Raw genomic sequence first — 16,004 nt, forward strand, 5'->3', positions numbered from 1 at the left:
ATTACCGCCCCACTGTCTTCGGTGAATTGGATGCGATCTTCTGCGACAAAAATGTTGGGCGGAAAAGACACGTCGAAGATCGCAACAATCTCGTGCCCGAGACTGCTTTCATGAACGAAAATGTTCTCCATGAACGTGGGAGGTGAAACAGCTTTCACCGTGATCCCTAGTTCCTCTTGAAACTCTCGAACGACAGCAACCTCTACCGTTTCGCCAAACTCGACTGTTCCACCGAGAGGTCGCACGCCCTTCACGCGCCCGGCGTCATCGAGAACTTCAGCCGCAAGCAGACGACCGTCGCGCCAGTGGAGGCCCAACGCCTTAAGCCGTATTCTAGATGCAGGACGCCATGTGCTCATGCAGAAGGATTACAGCAAGGCGCGATCGACCGCAAAAGGCTCCTCGCGTCTATCCGCCGGCCTTGGTGCCGCGAACGGCGCGCGGCGACCTCTGACCCGCGCACTCGGCCCAAAGCGGCCCGACAGCCCCGGTCTGGCGCCGCCTTGCAGCATCCCCGGACCGGACGTTCGTGCTTGGCGCAGCGAGATCGCGCAGGCAAAGTCTGCTTTGTGGGGCAATGGGGACGGTCAGCCAGTTACCGTCAATATGGCTGCAGATGATGCTTCGCCAAGATGCTCGTGATCCAAGGATCTGTAGCTTCCGTTTAAGGCTTTACTGTTGGGCGATCGTAGGACTTGCCCTGCGTCAAGCGCCACATGGATGTCGTCTGACCCTATGCGACGGGGCCGGGTCGAGGCGTCGGGCCTGCCTCAGCGGCGTCGCGGATGCTGGTCACCATCCGGCGCAGGTTCTGCGGATAGGGGTCGGCCCGGCAGGGATACAGGTCGGGCGAGGCCAGCGTGCGCGCGATGGCCGGGTAGCGCAGCGCCTGTTCGGCATCCTCCATGGCGAAGGGCAGGCCGCGCCGGGACCGGGCCTCCATCACCAGCACCTCGCCATAAGTGTAGTGGATCAGTGCGTGATAGACATGCCCGGCCTCGGCACCCTCCAGGCCAAGTGTCTCGATCGCAAGGGCCACGCGTTCGATCAGGGGCCAGACGGTTGGGCTGCCCGGATGCCCGTCGATCAGGCAGCGCACCAGCCACGGATCGGCCCGCATCGCATCATAGAGCGCGCAGAGGATCGATACGATCTCGTCCACCGGGCATGGGCGTGGAGACGGATGCGGGATCTCGGCGGCGACGCGGTCGATCAAGCCGTCCAGCAGGTCGTCGCGGTCGCGCACATGGTGATAAAGCGTCATCAGCCCCGAGCCCAGCCGGTCGGACAGCGCGCGCATGGTCAGGCCATCCATGCCCGCCTCGCGCAGGATCGAAAGCCCCGCCTCCAGCACCCGGTCACGCGACAGACGCCCCGCCCGGCCGATCCGCCCCGGCCCGCGTTTGGTCGAAATTTCCACGTGCGTTCCTTTTTCGTGTGTATTACTAAATCGCTCAGGAATATGATTCGTATGCCATACGATACCTGTCCCGCCTGTGCAGCGCGACCGCAATCGGACGCGGCAGATCGGCGGACGGCATTCGCGGCTGATAACCGGACCCGCTACCCACGTTCCGAAGGCACGCGGCCCCTGACAAGGAAAGTGCAGACCATGAGACCCTTCGGCAAGGCGGCGCGGCTTGTCGCGACCACGGCCATGACGGCGCTGATCGCGGGCTGGCCCGGATCGGAAGCGCTGGCACAGGGCGGCGACGTGATGGTCCTCGACGAGATCATCTTGCGCGGCGAGCGGCTGGCCAAGACCCCGCTCGAGACGGAAAGCAGCGTTCATGTCCTTGACGAGGCCGCCATCGAGCGCGCCAACGCCACCACCGTCTATGAGGCCGTGCAGTCGGCGCCGAACGTGCTGCCCGCGCCTGCCGACCGCCTGCCGCCGATCCGGGGCGTGGATTCCGACGGCCCGTTCGGGCTTCGGGGCAACGACCTTTATGGCACCGCGCCGCGCGCCAGCCTGATCGTGGACGGGGTGCCGCGGATCAGCTCTTACGTGAACAACGGCTTCCAGTCGCTGTTCGACGTCGAACAGGTCGAGGTCCTGCGCGGCCCGCAGACAACGTTGCGGGGCACCAACTCGATCGCCGGGGCCTTCGTCGTGCGCACCAAGGACCCGGTCTTTCTGGACGAGGGGCAGGTCACGCTTGGCGCGCAGTATGACGGGGTCGCGGGGACGAACTGGCGCGGCGGGCTGATGGTCAATCGTGTCCTTGCCCCCGACGAACTGGCCGCCCGCCTCGTGCTCGAGGCCGAGGATGGCGCCATTCCCGTCGACTTCGCCGATGATCCGACCGGCATCCTCAGCGCCTATGACCGCGTGTCGGGGCGCACCAAGCTGCTGTGGCAGCCCGCGCAGATGCCCGGCCTGACTGCAATCCTGTCGGCCGAATATCAGGAAGGCCGCGACACCGGCTTTGATTCCTTCATCTCGGGGACTGGATTGACGGGGCGTCCGCCCTCGGACCGGATCGCGGTCGGCACGCAGCGCCTGCTGGACACCAAGGCCTGGGGCCTGTCGCTGGATGTCTCGCAAGAGGGGAATTCCGGCACGCTGCGGTCGTTGACCAGCATCCAGCGCGAGGATTTCGCGATGTCGCCGGAATCGACCGAGAATTTCGTCTCGTTCGACGACTTCGGCACGCGCAACCTGCTGCAGGAACTGACCTGGGAATTCGGCGCGAACGGCCCGCTGACGGGCGTCGCGGGTCTCAGCCATCACCAGCAGCGCAAATCGGTCGATTTCGGCCTGTTCGTCGATCTGGACACGCGCCAGACGCGCCGATCCACGGCCGCCTTCATGGACCTGTCCTATGCGCTGTCGGACCGGGTCGAACTGCTGGGCGGCGCCCGGCTGCATCACGAAAGCAACGCCTTCACCACGTCGAACAATTCCTTTGGCAATGTCTCGGCGGTGGATTTCGACGAGACCGAGACCGTGTTTCTGCCCAAGCTGGGCATAGGCTACGCCGTGGCCGAGGATCAGCGCGTCTTCGCCACGATCCGGCGCGGCTATAACGGCGGCGGCGCGGGGGTGAACTTCTTCACCGGGGTGCCGTTCGTCTTTGACCCCGAATATGTCACCACCGTCGAGGCCGGTTATCGCGGCGAGCTTCGCGATGGCTCGGTCGCGCTGGCCACGACGCTGTTTCACAACCGCTATGACGGTTACCACGCCTATGTCAGCGCGCCGGGCAATCCGCTGGACTATTCCATCGCCAATCTCGACGGCACCAGCTGGGGCGGTGAATTCGAGGTGGCGGCCTATATGACCGATGACCTGCGCCTGCGTGGGGGGCTGGGGCTCTTGCGCACGCGGGTCGATGCGCCGGGCCAGGCCATCGACGGCAACCGCTTCGGCAACGACCCGCGCACGACGCTGACCATCGGCGCCGACTGGTCGCCCCGGCCGGGCCTGACGCTGGACGCGAACGCGGTGCGTGTCTCGGGCTATTTCCCGAATTTCAGCCAGACCGAGGGACAGGAATCGGGCGATTACTGGAACCTCGATCTGGGCGTCAGCTATGCGCGCGACAATCTCAGCATGCGGGCGTATGTGGCCAATGCGCTGGACGAGCTGCAATATGTCGCCCGCGACAGCCGTGACGGCGCCGGATCGGTGCTTGAGCCGCGCCGCATCGGGGCGACCCTGACCTATGCGTTCTGACAGTCGCGTCGCGGGGCTCTTGCTGGCCTGCCTGATTGCGGCGGGCCCGGCTTCGGCCGCGCCGGTCCTGCGCGACGTGAACGACGGGACCGGTCGCGGCGTGGCGATCCCCGCCGCGCCCGAACGAATCGTGACGCTTTACGACAACCTGCTGGCCCTGCCGCTTTACGAGCTGGGCTTGCCGCCGGTCGGCTCGCTCTGGCAGGTGACGAGGCCTGACGGCACGCGCGAGGTGATGGGGCTTCAGCCCCTTTTCGGCGTGACCGGGTCCGAGGCCGGGATCACCCCCGTATGGCATGGCGGCAGCTACGACATCGAGGCGATCCGCCTTCTGTCGCCCGACCTCATCATCGGGACCGAGGGCGACGCAGCCCTGCTGCCCCTGCTGCAGCGGATCGCGCCCGTCTTCCTGCATCGCAGCCATTCGGCCGACAGCCGGGGCCTCGACGGCACGCGACGCCTGGCGCGGGATCTTGGCCTCCAGGCCCGTCTTGCCACGCTCGAGGCCGAATATGAGGGCCGCGCCGCCCGGCTGCGCGCGATGCTGCCGCCGCCCGCCCGCCCTGACGGTGACCGGGTCTATGCTGTGCTGTTCCTCAATGACGGGCTGATCGCGCTGACCGGGCCGGGCGGCATCATCGAGGCGGTCGAGGATCTGGGCTTTCGCCAGCCCGAATGGTTGCACGACATCTCGGCGAACGGTTTCTCGATGCCCCTCTCGGCCGAGGCGCTGCCGCGGATCGACGCGGATCTTCTGATCGTGGTCAAGGGCTTCGGCATCGGCAGCGACGACGAGGCCCGCGCAGCGCTGGACCGCGCGGCGCCGGGCTGGCATCTGCTGATGGGGGGGCGCGCGCCGCTTTTCGTCGATGGCGACAGGGTGATGACGATGACCTTCGCCTCGGCCCACGAGGCGCTGGAGGCGGTGGCCCGGCATTACGCGCTGGACCTGCCTGCAAGGGAATGACCGCTTGACGCTGGAATGCCGCAACCTGACGACCGGCTATGACCGTCGCACTGGCCCCCGGATCAGCGATGTCACGCTGAGCGTGCGGCCCGGTTGCCTGACCGCCCTGCTGGGGCCGAATGGCTGCGGCAAATCCACGCTGCTGCGCGCGCTGATGGGGTTTCAGCCCGCATGGCAGGGGCAGGCGCTGCTGGACGGACGGCCCGTCGCCTCGATCCCGCGCCGCGACATGGCGCGCCGCGTCGCCTGGCTGCCTCAGGACAGCCGATGTCCCGATTACCTGACCGTGGGCGAGTTGCTGGATCTGGGCTGCCATTCGCGCGCTGGAACCCTCTCGGGCCATCCTGTCCTGACGGGGGACGAGGCTGCGCGCATCCTGTCCGAGGTGGGGCTTGAGGGGATGGGGCTTGCGCAGGTCAACCGCCTGTCGGGCGGCCAGCGCCAGCGCGCCTTCATCGCCATGGTCCTAGCGCAGGACGCCGAGATCCTGCTGCTGGACGAGCCGGTGAACCATCTCGACATCCGCTACCAATACGAGATCATGGCGCTGGTCCGCGATCTGATGATCCGTCGCGGACGGACGGTCGTGGTGGTGCTGCACGACCTGAACCTTGCGGCGGGTTTCGCCGACCAGGTGGCGTTGATGCAGGACGGGCGGCTGGCTGCCGAAGGCTCGCCAGGGCAGATCCTGACCGAGCCGCGCATCGCCGAGGTTTTCGGCCTGCGGGTCGAGCGATTGGACCGCGATGGGCGGTTGGCCTTTCTGCCCGCTCTGCCGATGCCGACGTCCGACGCGTCGTTGCAGGGCGGCGCTTGATGCGCGGCGCGATTGCGTATGGCTGCGGGCTGGCGCTGATCGGGGTGCTGGCGCTGAGCCAGGGCGCGACCCGGATCGCGCCCGCGGATCTGTGGCAGGCCGTCACCGCATTTGACCCGACCCGCTACGAGCATTTCGTGGTCCGCCACCAGCGCTTGCCGCAGGTTGCGATGGCGGGCCTTGTGGGTGCGGTGCTCGCGGGGTCCGGGGTGGTCCTTCAGGCACTCATGCGAAACCCGCTGGCCGAACCTTCGCTGATCGGCATTTCCTCGGGGGCGTCGCTCTTTACGGTGCTGTTCGGCTTCGCGCTCGGTGCGCCGGTTCCGTGGCAGGGGCCGATCGCCTTTCTCGGAGGGATCTTCGGAATCGCTTCGACGCTGGCCCTGTCGCGGTTGGCGGCGGGCGGCAAGGACCCGCGCGGCTTGTCGTTGATCCTGTCGGGGGCGCTGGTCTCGATGCTTTACGGCGCGATGGCGCAGGCGGTGCTGCTGTCGGACCCGGCGCTGCGGCAGGCGGCCTTGGGCTGGGTGACCGGCAATGTCAGCTTTGTCCATGCCGACCGCCTGCCGCTGATGGCGCCGTTGGCACTGCTGGCACTTGCCGCGCTCTGGCCGATGAGCCGGGCGCTGACGCTGCTGTCGCTTGGCCGCGAGGCCGCCGCCGCCGCAGGGATCGAGGCGCAGCGCGTCTGGTTCATCGCCACGGCGCTGGTGACGCTGGCGGCCTCGGCTGCGGTGGCGATCTGCGGGCCGGTCGCCTTTGTCGGCCTGGTCGTGCCGCATATGCTGCGCCCGCTGGTCGGCGCGACCCTGCGCCGGGCGCTGCCCGCCAATGCGCTGGCGGGCGCGGGCGCGCTGATCCTGGCGGATCTTGCGGCGCGCACGGCGCTGGCCCCGCAGCAGATCCATACGGGCGTCGTGATGAACCTGCTGGGCGGGCTGTTCTTCATCTGGCTGGTCCGCCGGGTCTATCTGGCCCCCGCCGCCACCCCCGAGGGCCGGTGATGCGCGCGCGTCTCATCCGACCCGTCGATGGCAGGACGCGGCTGCACCTGGGGCCGGTGGCGCCAAGGGTCGGGAACCTGATTGCGGGCGTGTCGCTGGCTATCGCCTGTCTGGCCGTCGCGCTGGTCTCTCTGATCCATGCGAGGACGGGGGTGCAGGCGACCGATCTGCTGGCCGCGTTGCTGGGCCGGGACGCCGATCCAGCGGCGCTGGACATTCTGGACCTGCGCGCTCCGCGTGTCGTGCTGGCGCTGGTGACAGGCTTCATTGTCGCGGTCGCGGGCGCCATCCTGCAGACGCTGGCGCGCAATCCGCTGGCCGAGCCGGGCCTGCTGGGTCTCTCGCAGGGCGCAGTGGTGGCGACGATGCTGCTGGCCGCGTTGGTCCCGGCCGCGACGCTGGCGCAGCAATCCCTTGCGGCGACGGGGGGCGCGCTGCTGACCGGGGTGACGATCCTGGCGCTGGTCGGGCCCGGCCGGGCGGCGGGTTTGTCGATCCTGCTGATGGGGATCGCGGTGCAGACGGTTCTGGCCTCGGTTTCGGCGCTGCTGCTGGTCCATGCGCCACCCGACCTGTCCTATCGGCTGGCAGCCTGGTCGATGGGGGCGCTGGACCGCGCGTCTTGGCCGCTGATCCTGGGCTATCTGCCCTGGGCGTTTCTGACTGTGCCGCTGCTGATCCTGGCCGGGCCCAGCCTCCGGGCCTATGATCTGGGCGAAGATCTGGCGCGCGCTCTGGGCGAGCCTCTGGGCATGCGCCGGGTGGCGATCCTGCTGGCGGTGGTGGCGCTGACCGGGGCCAGCACGGCGGCGGCCGGGCCTCTGCTGTTTCTGGGCGTGATGGCGCCGCATCTGGCGACGTATCTGTCGCCCGCATCGGGGACGGCGCGGCTGGTCCTGTCGGGGTTGGTCGGGGCGCTGCTGGTCGCGCTGGCCGATCTGGCGGCGCGGCTGGCCATGCCGGTCCTGCCTCTGCCGCTTGGGCTGTGCCTCGTGCTGATCGGCGTGCCGGCCTTCGCGGCCAGCCTGCGGCTCGCCGGGTCCAGGCCATGATCCCCGCACCAAGGAGACGCCGATGACGAGCCGCAGCCATGCCCTGTTCCGCCATGCCCGCTCCGAGGCGCTGATCGCCTTTTGGCGCGCCGAGTTCCTCGCCCATGAGATCAAGGTCGAGCAGCCCGACCCGGCCAGCCTCGTCGCCCGAGCCGAGGGTGTCCGCATCGCGCTGGCCTGTCACGGACCGCATTGCTGCCTCGAGGTTGATTGCGACGATCCCGCCTGGCTGCCCGAGATCCGGGGGCATCTGGACGCGCATATGGCCGAGTTCGATCCCGGCATGGCGCCGCTGATCTGGTCGGGTCGGGGCCAGCCCGGCGCCTTGCCCGACGCCCTGACGCTGGCGCGGGTCGAGGCCTGCGACCCGCTTGGCGTTTCATGGTGGCGCATGGTGCTGCGCCTGCCGGCCGGTGCCGCGTCGCGCCATGCGGGCGCGCATTGGCATTTCCGCCTGCTGCGCGGCGCGATCCCCGGACGCGCGCCGGTCTGGCCGCGCATGAACGAACGCGGCAGCATCGACTGGCCGTCCGGCGCAGATGCGCTGCTGGACCGGTTCTTCACCACGCGCCACCTCGATGTTGCCTCGGGCTTGCTGAGCTTCGACATTTTCCGCCATCCCGGCGGCCCGACCGATGGCTGGGCGGCCACGATCCCCCTTTGCGACGAGGTCGGTCTTTTCGGCCCCTCCGGCAAGGCCGGTCCGCCATGGGTCGCAGGCCGGACGCTGTTGGCAGGCGGCGACGAGACCGCGATACCGGCCATCCTGCGCGCCATGGAAACCGCCCCTGCGGGCGCACAGGGCCGCGCGGTCCTGCTGGCCGGCAGCCCCGAGGATCGGCAGGACGCGCCGCATCCGGCCCTCCGCACGCACTGGCTGTTCCGCAGCCAAGGCGCGACCGAGGCCGACCTGATCGCCGCGCTGAAAGAGGAGCTGCGCGACGCTTTTGACGGGCTGTGGTTCGCGGGCTCACAAGAGGCCGCACGCCGTTTGCGCAGCAGCGCCCGGGCGGCGGGGTTGACCCCAGACCGGGCGTCCGCCATCGCCTACTGGTCATGACGCCTGGCCGAATTGCACGCCGAGGCCCGATTGCTTGACTCCGCCAAAGGGCACGTCAGGTCGGATCACGCCATGCGCGTTGATCCAGACCGAGCCGCATTCCAAGAGCAACGCTAGGGCGCGCGCGGCGTCAAGGTCGCTCGTCCAGATTAAGCTGCCAAGCTCGTTCGAGCTTTCAGTGGCTGCAGCGAGCGCTTCGTCGACGTGGTGGTGGTGGATCACGGACAGCCGCTTGATGCATATCAACGCAGGCTCGCGGCGCGGTCAATTCTGCCTGTCATCACCGAGCCTTGTCACAGGACCGTCGGGTTTGGGCGCAACCTGCCGGTGGTGGGCTTGATCAGCGCTTTCGTCATCGCGAATGCGGTCTTTCACGCCGAGGCAAGCAGGCTTGGCTACGCCTATGACGGACTGGGCGTGCGACTGGGGCTTGCCACGATCCTGATGCTGATCGCCCTTATCGGGGGGCGCATCATTCCCGCGTTCACCCGGAACTGGCTTGCCGCGCGGGGCGCGACATCTCTGCCGGTGGCGTTCGGCCGGGGTGACGCGCTGGTCCTGGCACTGACGGCGCTTGCATTGGCAGGTTTTGTCACGAACCCCGCTGCGGAAGGCTTGCCGTGGCTCATGGCGGCGGTGGCGGTTGCGCAGATGTGGCGCCTGTCGCGCTGGCGCGGCTGGCAGGTGCGCCGAGAGCCGCTGCTGTGGGTCTTGCACCTTGCCTATCTGGCGCTGGGCCTCGGCTTCGCCGCAGAGGCCGCCGCCATCTGGGGCTTCATGGAAGCCGGCGCCTCGCGCCATGTCTGGGTCGCCGGAGCGATAGGGTTGATGACACTGGCCGTCATGACCCGCGCAACGCTGGGACACACAGGCCGCGCGCTGAAGGCTGACGGCGTTACGGTGGCGATCTTCCTTGCCATGGCCGGGTCCGCGGTCGCTCGTGTGGCGGCAGGCGGTGCCGAGCAGCCGATGCCGCTGCTTCTGGCATCCGCCAGCCTGTGGGCCCTGGCCTTTGCCGGTTTTGCCGTCAACTTCGGGCGGATGCTGTTGCAGCCCCGGCAGAACAGCGCGACCAAGGCTGCGGCATGAACCGGTATCCAGCATCGCGCTAGGCTGATCGTCGCGTCGCGATCCCGGTTGATCTATCGCAAGGCGATTTCCTCTTGCTACGATAGGGTCACCCCGACCAGGACGACACCTCATGCGGGCGGGCGCGCCTTGTCTTGCGTCTTCGACCCTCGGGACCACTGACCGGAGAAATGCCCGTGAATGCCGACTTTGCCTCTGTCTTTTACGAAATCGCGCTGCTGGTGCTGATGGCGGCGGGGGTCGGCTTTGTCGGATTGATGCTGCGCCAGCCGCTTGTGGTGGCTTTCATCGCGGTGGGGGTGCTGGCGGGGCCGGATGCGTTTGGGCTGGTCTCGTCGGTCGATTTCATCGAGACGCTCAGCCAGATCTCGATCGCCGTGCTGCTGTTTCTGGTGGGGCTGAAGCTGGATATCGGCCTCGTGCGGAACCTCGGGCGGGTCGCGGTGGCCACCGGGTTGGGGCAGGTCACGTTCACGGCCCTTTTCGGCTATCTGATCTGCCTTTCCATGGGGCTGGATCATGTCACCTCGCTTTATATCGCGGTGGCACTGACGTTCTCGTCCACCATTATCATCGTCAAGCTGCTGTCGGACAAGCAGGAGATCGGCGCCCTGCATGGCAAGATCGCGCTTGGCTTCCTGATCGTGCAGGACATCTTCGTGGTGCTGGCCATGGTCACGCTGTCGGCCATCGGCGTGGGCAGCGGAGAGCAGAGCGGCGGTCTCTGGCAGGTCCTGCAGGTGTTTCTGGGCGGGCTGGCGATGGTGGGCGTTGTGGTGCTGTTCATCCGGCATCTGGCGGACCCCCTGCTGCGCCAGATCGCGCGCTCGCCCGAATTGATGGTCATCTTCGCGGTGGGCTGGGCGGCCAGCCTTGCCGCGCTTGGCGATGCGCTTGGCTTCGGCAAGGAACTGGGCGGGCTGCTGGCGGGGGTGTCGCTGGCCTCGACCGAGTTCCGCGATTCCATCGGGTCCCGGCTGGCTGCCTTGCGCGACTTCCTGCTGCTGTTCTTCTTCATCAATCTGGGCGCGTCGCTGCAACTATCGACGCTTGGCGATCAGATCGGGCCGGCCATCGTGCTGTCGCTGTTCGTGCTGATCGGCAACCCGCTGATCGTCCTGGCGATCATGGGTTACATGGGCTACCGCAGGCGCACGGGCTTTCTGGCCGGGCTGACGGTTGCCCAGATCTCGGAATTCTCGCTGATCTTCATGGCGATGGGGATCACGCTAGGCCATGTTACGCACCAGGCGATGGGCCTAGTAACGCTGGTCGGGTTGGTGACGATCGCCCTGTCGGTCTACATGATCACCTGGTCGCACAAGCTCTTTGCCTGGTGCGAGCCCTATCTGGGCCTCTTCGAGCGCCGCCACGCCCATCGCGAGGCCGAGGATACCGAAGGCCCCGCCGAGACGCGCGGCCATGATTACGTCATCTTCGGGCTGGGCCGCTACGGGTGCCGCATCGGCGCCAAGCTGCAAGAACGGGGGCACCGCATTCTGGGCGTCGATTTCGACCCGGACGCGCTGGCCGCCTGGCGGCGCATGGGGATGGACGCGGTCTATGGCGATGCGACGGATCCGGAATTCGTGGCCCATCTGGATCTGGTCAATGTCCGCGCCGTCGTCTCGGCCGTTCCGCGCGAACGGGGTGCCCTGACCGAGGCCGACCCGCAGCTTGCGCTGCTTCATGGGCTGAGGGATGCGAATTACCGGGGCCGGGTCTTCCTGTCGGTTCAGAAGCTGGCAGACGTGGACGATCTGCTGCGGCAGGGAGCCAGCGTCGTGTTGAAGCCCTTTGACGATGCCGCCGATTATGCGGTGCGGCGGCTGACGTCGGAAACAGAAGATCCTGCGTGATCTGTCGCGCAATACCCGATCAGCAATGTCCGGCGGGTCGAGCGGTTGCCCATGCCCCCCGCGACCTGCCTGCGCGCCGGTCCTGAACGCAGAGGCCCCGGTTCTGCCGCTATCGCCCGGTGACGCGCCCAAAGCGCCGTCTCCGGGCAATCAGGCCTCGCGCTCGTCAGACGCGCCTGCTCTGGCCGCCTTCATGAGGGTCGAACCCGGCCATCACGACCTCGCGCGTGCGGCAATCGTCACACATCGTCAGCAGGCTGCGCCGGCTTTCGCCTTCGGGGCCGCTGAACATCCAGTGGCTCTGCAGCTTCTCCATCACGCGGCGGATGCTGGACCCGGTGCCGAACGCCTTGCCGCAGGAGGTGCAGCAGAAGGGTTCCTCTTCCTTGAGGACGCGGCGCGGCTCGGACCAGGCGGCAAAGTCGATGCGGGCCTCGATCGTGATGGCCTGTTCGGGGCAGGTCGCTTCGCAGATGCCGCATTGCACGCAGGCGCTTTCGGAAAAGCGCAGGCTGGGCTTGTCGGGCATGTCGCCAAGCGCGCTGGCGGGGCAGGCGCCCACGCAGGACAGGCAGAGCGTGCAGGCATCCGTATCCAGATGCACGGTGCCGAATGGCGCGCCCGCGGGCAGGGCGATGCGGCTTGCGGGGGTGGGCGCGGTGCGGTTCAGTTCCGCCATGGCCAGCGTCAGCAGACCGCGCTTGTCCTCGGGCGGCAGGAAGCTGGAACGCTCGGGCCTGGCGGCAGGGGCGGGATGCCAGAGGGCGGCCTCCAGCGCGTCGGGATCGTCGGTCTGGATCAGCGCGCAGTCATCGGCGGCAAGGCCCGAGGCCGAGCAGACCGCGCCGATCAGGTCCAGCGTCGCGGCCAGCCCGTCCAACGGATGGGCGGGCCGGTCCTTGGCCAGAACCCGGACGCCGCCCGCGCCCCAGGCAAGCGCCGCCGCCATGATCTCGGGGCCGACCTGACTGGGCTCGTTCACGGGGACCGGGATGACATGGGCGGGCAGGCCGCGCCCGAACCGCGCCATCGCGTCGATCAGGGGCGCGCCGTGGTCTTCGTCGTGAAAGAGGATCACGGGCGCCGTCTGGGCGCCCGCCGCGAACCAGGCCTGAAGGCCCCGGCGCAGGCGCTGCGCGATATTGGCGACGACCGGCAGCGCATAGGCGGCGGCACCCGTGGGGCAGGCCGCCGCGCATTGTCCGCAGCCCGCGCAGATCGCGGGGTCGATCATCACCGTGTCGCCCGCGGGCGTGATCGCGCCGGTCGGGCAGAGGTCAAGGCAGCGCGTGCAGCCCGTCAACGTGTTGCGCGAATGGGCGCAGAGGCCGGGCGTGAAGTCGATGAATTTAGGCTTGTCGAACGTGCCGACCATCTGCGCGGCCTCAGAGACCAGCCGCGCCACCGCGCCGGGGTCGCGCGGATCGGCGCGCAGATAGCCGGGGCGGGTCTCGTGGAACAGCGCCGGATTGCCGGTCAGGTCGATCACCAGATCCGCGCGCGAGACCGCGCCGTTGCGGCCGGGGCCGAAATCCAGCCTTGCGCGCGACGACGGCGCGGGGGCGGCAAAGGCGTTCACGTTCAGCTCGAACGCGCCCAAATGGCCGCGCGCGGTGCCGATCCGGCCTTGCAGGACCGGCCATGTCGTCTGGCGCGGCGGGGCCACATCGGAACCCGGCAGAAGCAGGACGGTGATGTCCAGATGCTCGGCCAGCTCGCGCGCGGCCTTCAGCGCGACGTCGTCCCGGCCCAGGATCAGCGCGACGCCGTTGCTTTCCAGCGTCACGACCTCGAACTGGCTGGCCTCGATTTCGGCCATCGCCAGCAGGGCAGCCATCTTGGGCGCGGACTTCGCGCCTTCGTCCGACCAGCCCGCCGTCTCGCGGATATTGGCGAAGCGCAGGGTGCCATCGTAACCCATGTCCTGCGCGACTTCGGAGAACAGCGGCGCCTCCTGCGTGCAGGCCACCGTGATCTGGGCGAAGTCGCCAAGGGCCGCGCGGAAATGGTCCAGCTGGGCGCGGCAAAGCTGGGTCGCGGGCCTGCCCTCGGCGCCGAGCGTTTCGGGCGCGAGGGTCATCGTTCCCTCGCAGGTGCAGATCATTCGCGCGTCGGTCATGTCGGGCTGGGCCTTTTCGATGGGCTTTGGCTGGACTATCTGTGCAGATGTAGTCCGAACTGCCTGTAAAGGGTAGCGGGGGAGGAAGAAAATGTCACAAACCATCGCGCCCGCGCGGGTCGATCTGCCGCCCGCTTTCGCGCTGCACCGCAGCGATGCGCGCGACGTCCTGGCCGAGGCTGCACGACTGGCGCCCGACCATGGCGCGGGCCTGTTGGTCATGCATGAATCGCCGGGCCTGCTGGCCTTTGCCGTCGTTCTGGAACCCGAACAGCCACTGGCCGAAGCCCGGCGCGCCTTTCTTCTGGGCATGACCGCTTTGGCCGATGCGCTTGGCGCCCATTGCCCGCCCGAACGCCCCGTCCGGCTGGAATGGCCGGACCGGGTGATCTATGACGCCGCGCGTCTGGGGGGAGGGCGCCTTGCCGTGGCCCCCGGCTGCGCCGAGGATCAGGTGCCCGACTGGATGGTCTTTGGCGCCGAGTTGATTGCGGATCGCGACCACCTTGCCGAACCCGGCCGCCATCCGGACAGCACGTCCCTTAAAGAGGAAGCCTTCGATCCGGCAGAGCTGATCGTTTCGACCTTCGCGTCTTACATGATGCTCTACTTCGATCGCTGGAAACATGACGGCTTTGATGCCGTGACGAACCGCTACCTGATGCGCGTGGACCCGCCGCTTCTGCGCGGCGTCCGGCGGATCGAGGGCGACCGCCTGTTCGAGATGACGCCCTCGGGCGGTGGCCGTCGCTTCGCCGCGCTGGCCGAGGCACTGGCCGCGCAGGATTGGCGCGACGAGACGGGGCCGCGCCTGTGACCCGGCTGCCGCGCACGATCCGGCTGGACCCCTCTGATACGGTCGTCTTCGCCCGAGCGGCAGAGCCCGGCGAATGGGCGGTGCCGGGCACGTTCCTCTTTTGGGGGCGCGATCCTGACGACCTGTCCCGAAAGGAGGCCATCGCCTTCCGCTCGGGCTTTCTGGGGGTGGACAGCTTCGGCCATTCCACCCTTGTCGCGGTGCAGGAGGCCAGCGCGGCCGAGCGCGCGGCGATGGTCGAGACACTGGCGCGGCAATTGGTCACGCATCTGGGCGCCCCCTCGGTCGAGGCCGCCCGCCCCGCTGCCGAGGAAGAGGTCGCCCTGGCCGAGGCATTGTGCCGCGGCCATGACCTGAACCGGCTGATCGCGCTGCATCGCCGCCATGACGGCACTGACATCCGCGAACAGTTCCGCACGCTGAGGCCCCGCGACGAGACCGCCTTTTCGGCCAGTCACCTTCAGGGCCATGACCGCGCCTTCCAGTTCTTCGAGGAAGTCGAGGATCACGTGGACATTTTCGATCTGAAAGGGCAGCGCTGATGCCGGAATTCTGGGTTGCCTCGGGGCATCATCTGACGCGGCTGGACGCGGCAGGGCGCATGGTGGTCACCGACGAACTGCTGTTGGCATGGCTGGCGCGCCCCGAATTGCTGCCCCCGCCCGAGGCCTGCGCGGCGGAACGCGCGCTGCATGCGCGGCTGATGCAAACGCCCCGCGCGCAGGTGCCCGAACCCGAGCTGGCCGCCTTGGCCGACCGTGACGCGCAAGAGAACTGGCGCTTTTTCCTGACTCTGCGCGATCACCTGCTGCGCGCGGGCACGATCGAGGCCGGGTATGCCGCCATCATGGAACAGGGTGTGCGCCTGCCGGTCGTGTTCCTGTCGCAACTGGTGCAGCTGATCCTGCGCAACGCGCTGGACGGCTGCGAGGACCCGCAGGTCCTGCGCGCGGCCGAGTGCTTCTTTCGGCCGCAACGCGCGCACGTCAAGGACGGGACGCTGCTGCTGGCCGATGACGAACTGGTGACGCAATTCGCGCAGGACATGCACGCCGCGCCGCTGACCACGATGTTCTCGGGCGGTGTCGACGGGCTGGACGTGCTGGGCGGTGGCAATGAATGGACCTATTGGTCGCGTTCCGACGCGCATACGACGGTGCTGAATTTCGGCGGCGACCCACTGGCGCGGGCGGGCATGGCGCAGGCGCTTGAGGCCTTCATCACGCATATGATGGGGATCGAGGTGACCGTGACGGCTCAGACCTCGGCCCAGGATGTGGAGCTGCGCTGGTATGTGGGCCTTGACCCGGCGGGGACCGCGATCGGTGATGCGCTCTGGCATGAACGCGCACTGCCTGCGACGCTGGTGGGGCTGTTCCGGCTGGATTTCGGTCCGCATGTTCCGGTGCGCGCCGATCTGGCGGGCCAGCCGGTCTGGCTGATCCTGGGCCTGCCCGCCGACAACACGCTGCGGATGAAGCCGCAAAACCTGCTGTCGGGCCTGCCGCTGGCAGAGCCTGCGCTGCATTGAGGGGAAAGCC

Annotated in this window: 15 protein-coding genes; 11 read left to right on the top strand and 4 right to left on the bottom strand. The window is 68.1% G+C overall.

Features of this window, described 5'->3' with window-relative positions; genetic code table 11:
- Window positions 1-317 (bottom strand): NUDIX domain-containing protein (locus tag ACTZWU_RS15215; RefSeq protein WP_444738213.1); only part of this gene is annotated, 317 nt, incomplete at its 3' end.
- Between the two features lie 416 nt (window positions 318-733).
- Entirely contained in the window at window positions 734-1,420 is a 687-nt protein-coding gene (locus tag ACTZWU_RS15220; protein ID WP_444738214.1) for a TetR/AcrR family transcriptional regulator, read from the bottom strand.
- A gap of 192 nt (window positions 1,421-1,612) precedes the next feature.
- Between ACTZWU_RS15220 and ACTZWU_RS15225 the strand changes: the two genes are divergently transcribed.
- The 6 genes from ACTZWU_RS15225 to ACTZWU_RS15250 are packed head-to-tail and all read left to right on the top strand — an operon-like array spanning window position 1,613 to window position 8,579.
- Window positions 1,613-3,679 (top strand): TonB-dependent receptor, encoded by a 2,067-nt coding sequence (locus tag ACTZWU_RS15225; RefSeq protein WP_444738215.1) that lies wholly within the window; start codon window positions 1,613-1,615, stop codon window positions 3,677-3,679.
- A complete protein-coding gene (locus ACTZWU_RS15230) occupies window positions 3,669-4,646 on the top strand; it encodes an ABC transporter substrate-binding protein (protein WP_444738216.1) in 978 nt (325 codons plus the stop codon). The genes ACTZWU_RS15225 and ACTZWU_RS15230 overlap by 11 nt, the downstream gene beginning before the upstream one ends.
- 4 nt (window positions 4,647-4,650) lie before the next feature.
- Window positions 4,651-5,463: an ABC transporter ATP-binding protein gene (locus tag ACTZWU_RS15235; protein ID WP_444738217.1), complete on the top strand. Its 813-nt coding sequence runs from the start codon at window positions 4,651-4,653 to the stop codon at window positions 5,461-5,463.
- Window positions 5,463-6,467: a FecCD family ABC transporter permease gene (locus tag ACTZWU_RS15240; RefSeq protein ID WP_444738218.1), complete on the top strand. Its 1,005-nt coding sequence runs from the start codon at window positions 5,463-5,465 to the stop codon at window positions 6,465-6,467. The genes ACTZWU_RS15235 and ACTZWU_RS15240 overlap by 1 nt, the downstream gene beginning before the upstream one ends.
- Window positions 6,467-7,519: a FecCD family ABC transporter permease gene (locus tag ACTZWU_RS15245; RefSeq protein WP_444738219.1), complete on the top strand. Its 1,053-nt coding sequence runs from the start codon at window positions 6,467-6,469 to the stop codon at window positions 7,517-7,519. The genes ACTZWU_RS15240 and ACTZWU_RS15245 overlap by 1 nt, the downstream gene beginning before the upstream one ends.
- Window positions 7,520-7,541: 22 nt before the next feature.
- Window positions 7,542-8,579 carry a siderophore-interacting protein gene (locus ACTZWU_RS15250; RefSeq protein WP_444738220.1) on the top strand — a complete coding sequence of 346 codons (1,038 nt, stop codon included), beginning with the start codon at window positions 7,542-7,544 and terminating at the stop codon, window positions 8,577-8,579.
- Here ACTZWU_RS15250 and ACTZWU_RS15255 read toward each other — a convergent pair.
- The gene (locus ACTZWU_RS15255; protein ID WP_444738221.1) at window positions 8,574-8,801 is read right to left on the bottom strand and encodes an aldehyde dehydrogenase family protein; all 228 of its coding nucleotides are present in this window, start codon (window positions 8,799-8,801) and stop codon (window positions 8,574-8,576) included. The two genes, ACTZWU_RS15250 and ACTZWU_RS15255, sit on opposite strands and share 6 nt — an antisense overlap.
- Here ACTZWU_RS15255 and ACTZWU_RS15260 point away from each other — a divergent pair.
- Entirely contained in the window at window positions 8,793-9,668 is an 876-nt protein-coding gene (locus ACTZWU_RS15260; RefSeq protein WP_444738222.1) for an NnrS family protein, read from the top strand. The two genes, ACTZWU_RS15255 and ACTZWU_RS15260, sit on opposite strands and share 9 nt — an antisense overlap.
- Window positions 9,669-9,838: 170 nt before the next feature.
- Complete coding sequence (locus tag ACTZWU_RS15265; protein WP_444738223.1) at window positions 9,839-11,527, top strand: cation:proton antiporter; 1,689 nt, start codon at window positions 9,839-9,841, stop codon at window positions 11,525-11,527.
- Between the two features lie 166 nt (window positions 11,528-11,693).
- On the opposite strand, the gene ACTZWU_RS15270 is transcribed toward ACTZWU_RS15265, so the two are convergent.
- A complete protein-coding gene (locus ACTZWU_RS15270) occupies window positions 11,694-13,646 on the bottom strand; it encodes a 4Fe-4S dicluster domain-containing protein (RefSeq protein WP_444738224.1) in 1,953 nt (650 codons plus the stop codon).
- A gap of 91 nt (window positions 13,647-13,737) precedes the next feature.
- Here ACTZWU_RS15270 and ACTZWU_RS15275 point away from each other — a divergent pair, with 91 nt between their 5' ends.
- From ACTZWU_RS15275 to ACTZWU_RS15285, 3 genes are read left to right on the top strand one after another with little or no spacing between them, the layout of a single operon-like run.
- Window positions 13,738-14,463, top strand: a complete 726-nt coding sequence (locus tag ACTZWU_RS15275; protein ID WP_444738225.1) for a biotin/lipoate--protein ligase family protein — start codon at window positions 13,738-13,740, stop codon at window positions 14,461-14,463.
- Window positions 14,460-15,005: a DUF6505 family protein gene (locus ACTZWU_RS15280; RefSeq protein WP_444738226.1), complete on the top strand. Its 546-nt coding sequence runs from the start codon at window positions 14,460-14,462 to the stop codon at window positions 15,003-15,005. Before ACTZWU_RS15275 ends, ACTZWU_RS15280 begins: the two co-directional genes overlap by 4 nt.
- A complete protein-coding gene (locus tag ACTZWU_RS15285; protein ID WP_444738227.1) occupies window positions 15,005-15,994 on the top strand; it encodes a DUF6352 family protein in 990 nt (329 codons plus the stop codon). Before ACTZWU_RS15280 ends, ACTZWU_RS15285 begins: the two co-directional genes overlap by 1 nt.
- The last annotated feature ends 10 nt before the right edge of the window (window positions 15,995-16,004 follow it).

The sequence above is a fragment of the Paracoccus sp. NSM genome (assembly GCF_052379855.1).
GTDB lineage: Bacteria > Pseudomonadota > Alphaproteobacteria > Rhodobacterales > Rhodobacteraceae > Paracoccus.

What these genes read in the sequence shown, in the direction of transcription:
- ACTZWU_RS15225 (WP_444738215.1), top strand. Translation starts at nt 1,613, where the DNA reads ATGAGACCCTTCGGCAAGGCGGCGCGGCTTGTCGCGACCACGGCCATG.
- ACTZWU_RS15230 (WP_444738216.1), top strand. Translation starts at nt 3,669, where the DNA reads ATGCGTTCTGACAGTCGCGTCGCGGGGCTCTTGCTGGCCTGCCTGATT.
- ACTZWU_RS15240 (WP_444738218.1), top strand. Translation starts at nt 5,463, where the DNA reads ATGCGCGGCGCGATTGCGTATGGCTGCGGGCTGGCGCTGATCGGGGTG.
- ACTZWU_RS15245 (WP_444738219.1), top strand. Translation starts at nt 6,467, where the DNA reads ATGCGCGCGCGTCTCATCCGACCCGTCGATGGCAGGACGCGGCTGCAC.
- ACTZWU_RS15250 (WP_444738220.1), top strand. Translation starts at nt 7,542, where the DNA reads ATGACGAGCCGCAGCCATGCCCTGTTCCGCCATGCCCGCTCCGAGGCG.
- ACTZWU_RS15265 (WP_444738223.1), top strand. Translation starts at nt 9,839, where the DNA reads ATGCCCGTGAATGCCGACTTTGCCTCTGTCTTTTACGAAATCGCGCTG.
- ACTZWU_RS15270 (WP_444738224.1), bottom strand. Translation starts at nt 13,646, where the DNA reads ATGACCGACGCGCGAATGATCTGCACCTGCGAGGGAACGATGACCCTC.
- ACTZWU_RS15275 (WP_444738225.1), top strand. Translation starts at nt 13,738, where the DNA reads ATGTCACAAACCATCGCGCCCGCGCGGGTCGATCTGCCGCCCGCTTTC.
- ACTZWU_RS15285 (WP_444738227.1), top strand. Translation starts at nt 15,005, where the DNA reads ATGCCGGAATTCTGGGTTGCCTCGGGGCATCATCTGACGCGGCTGGAC.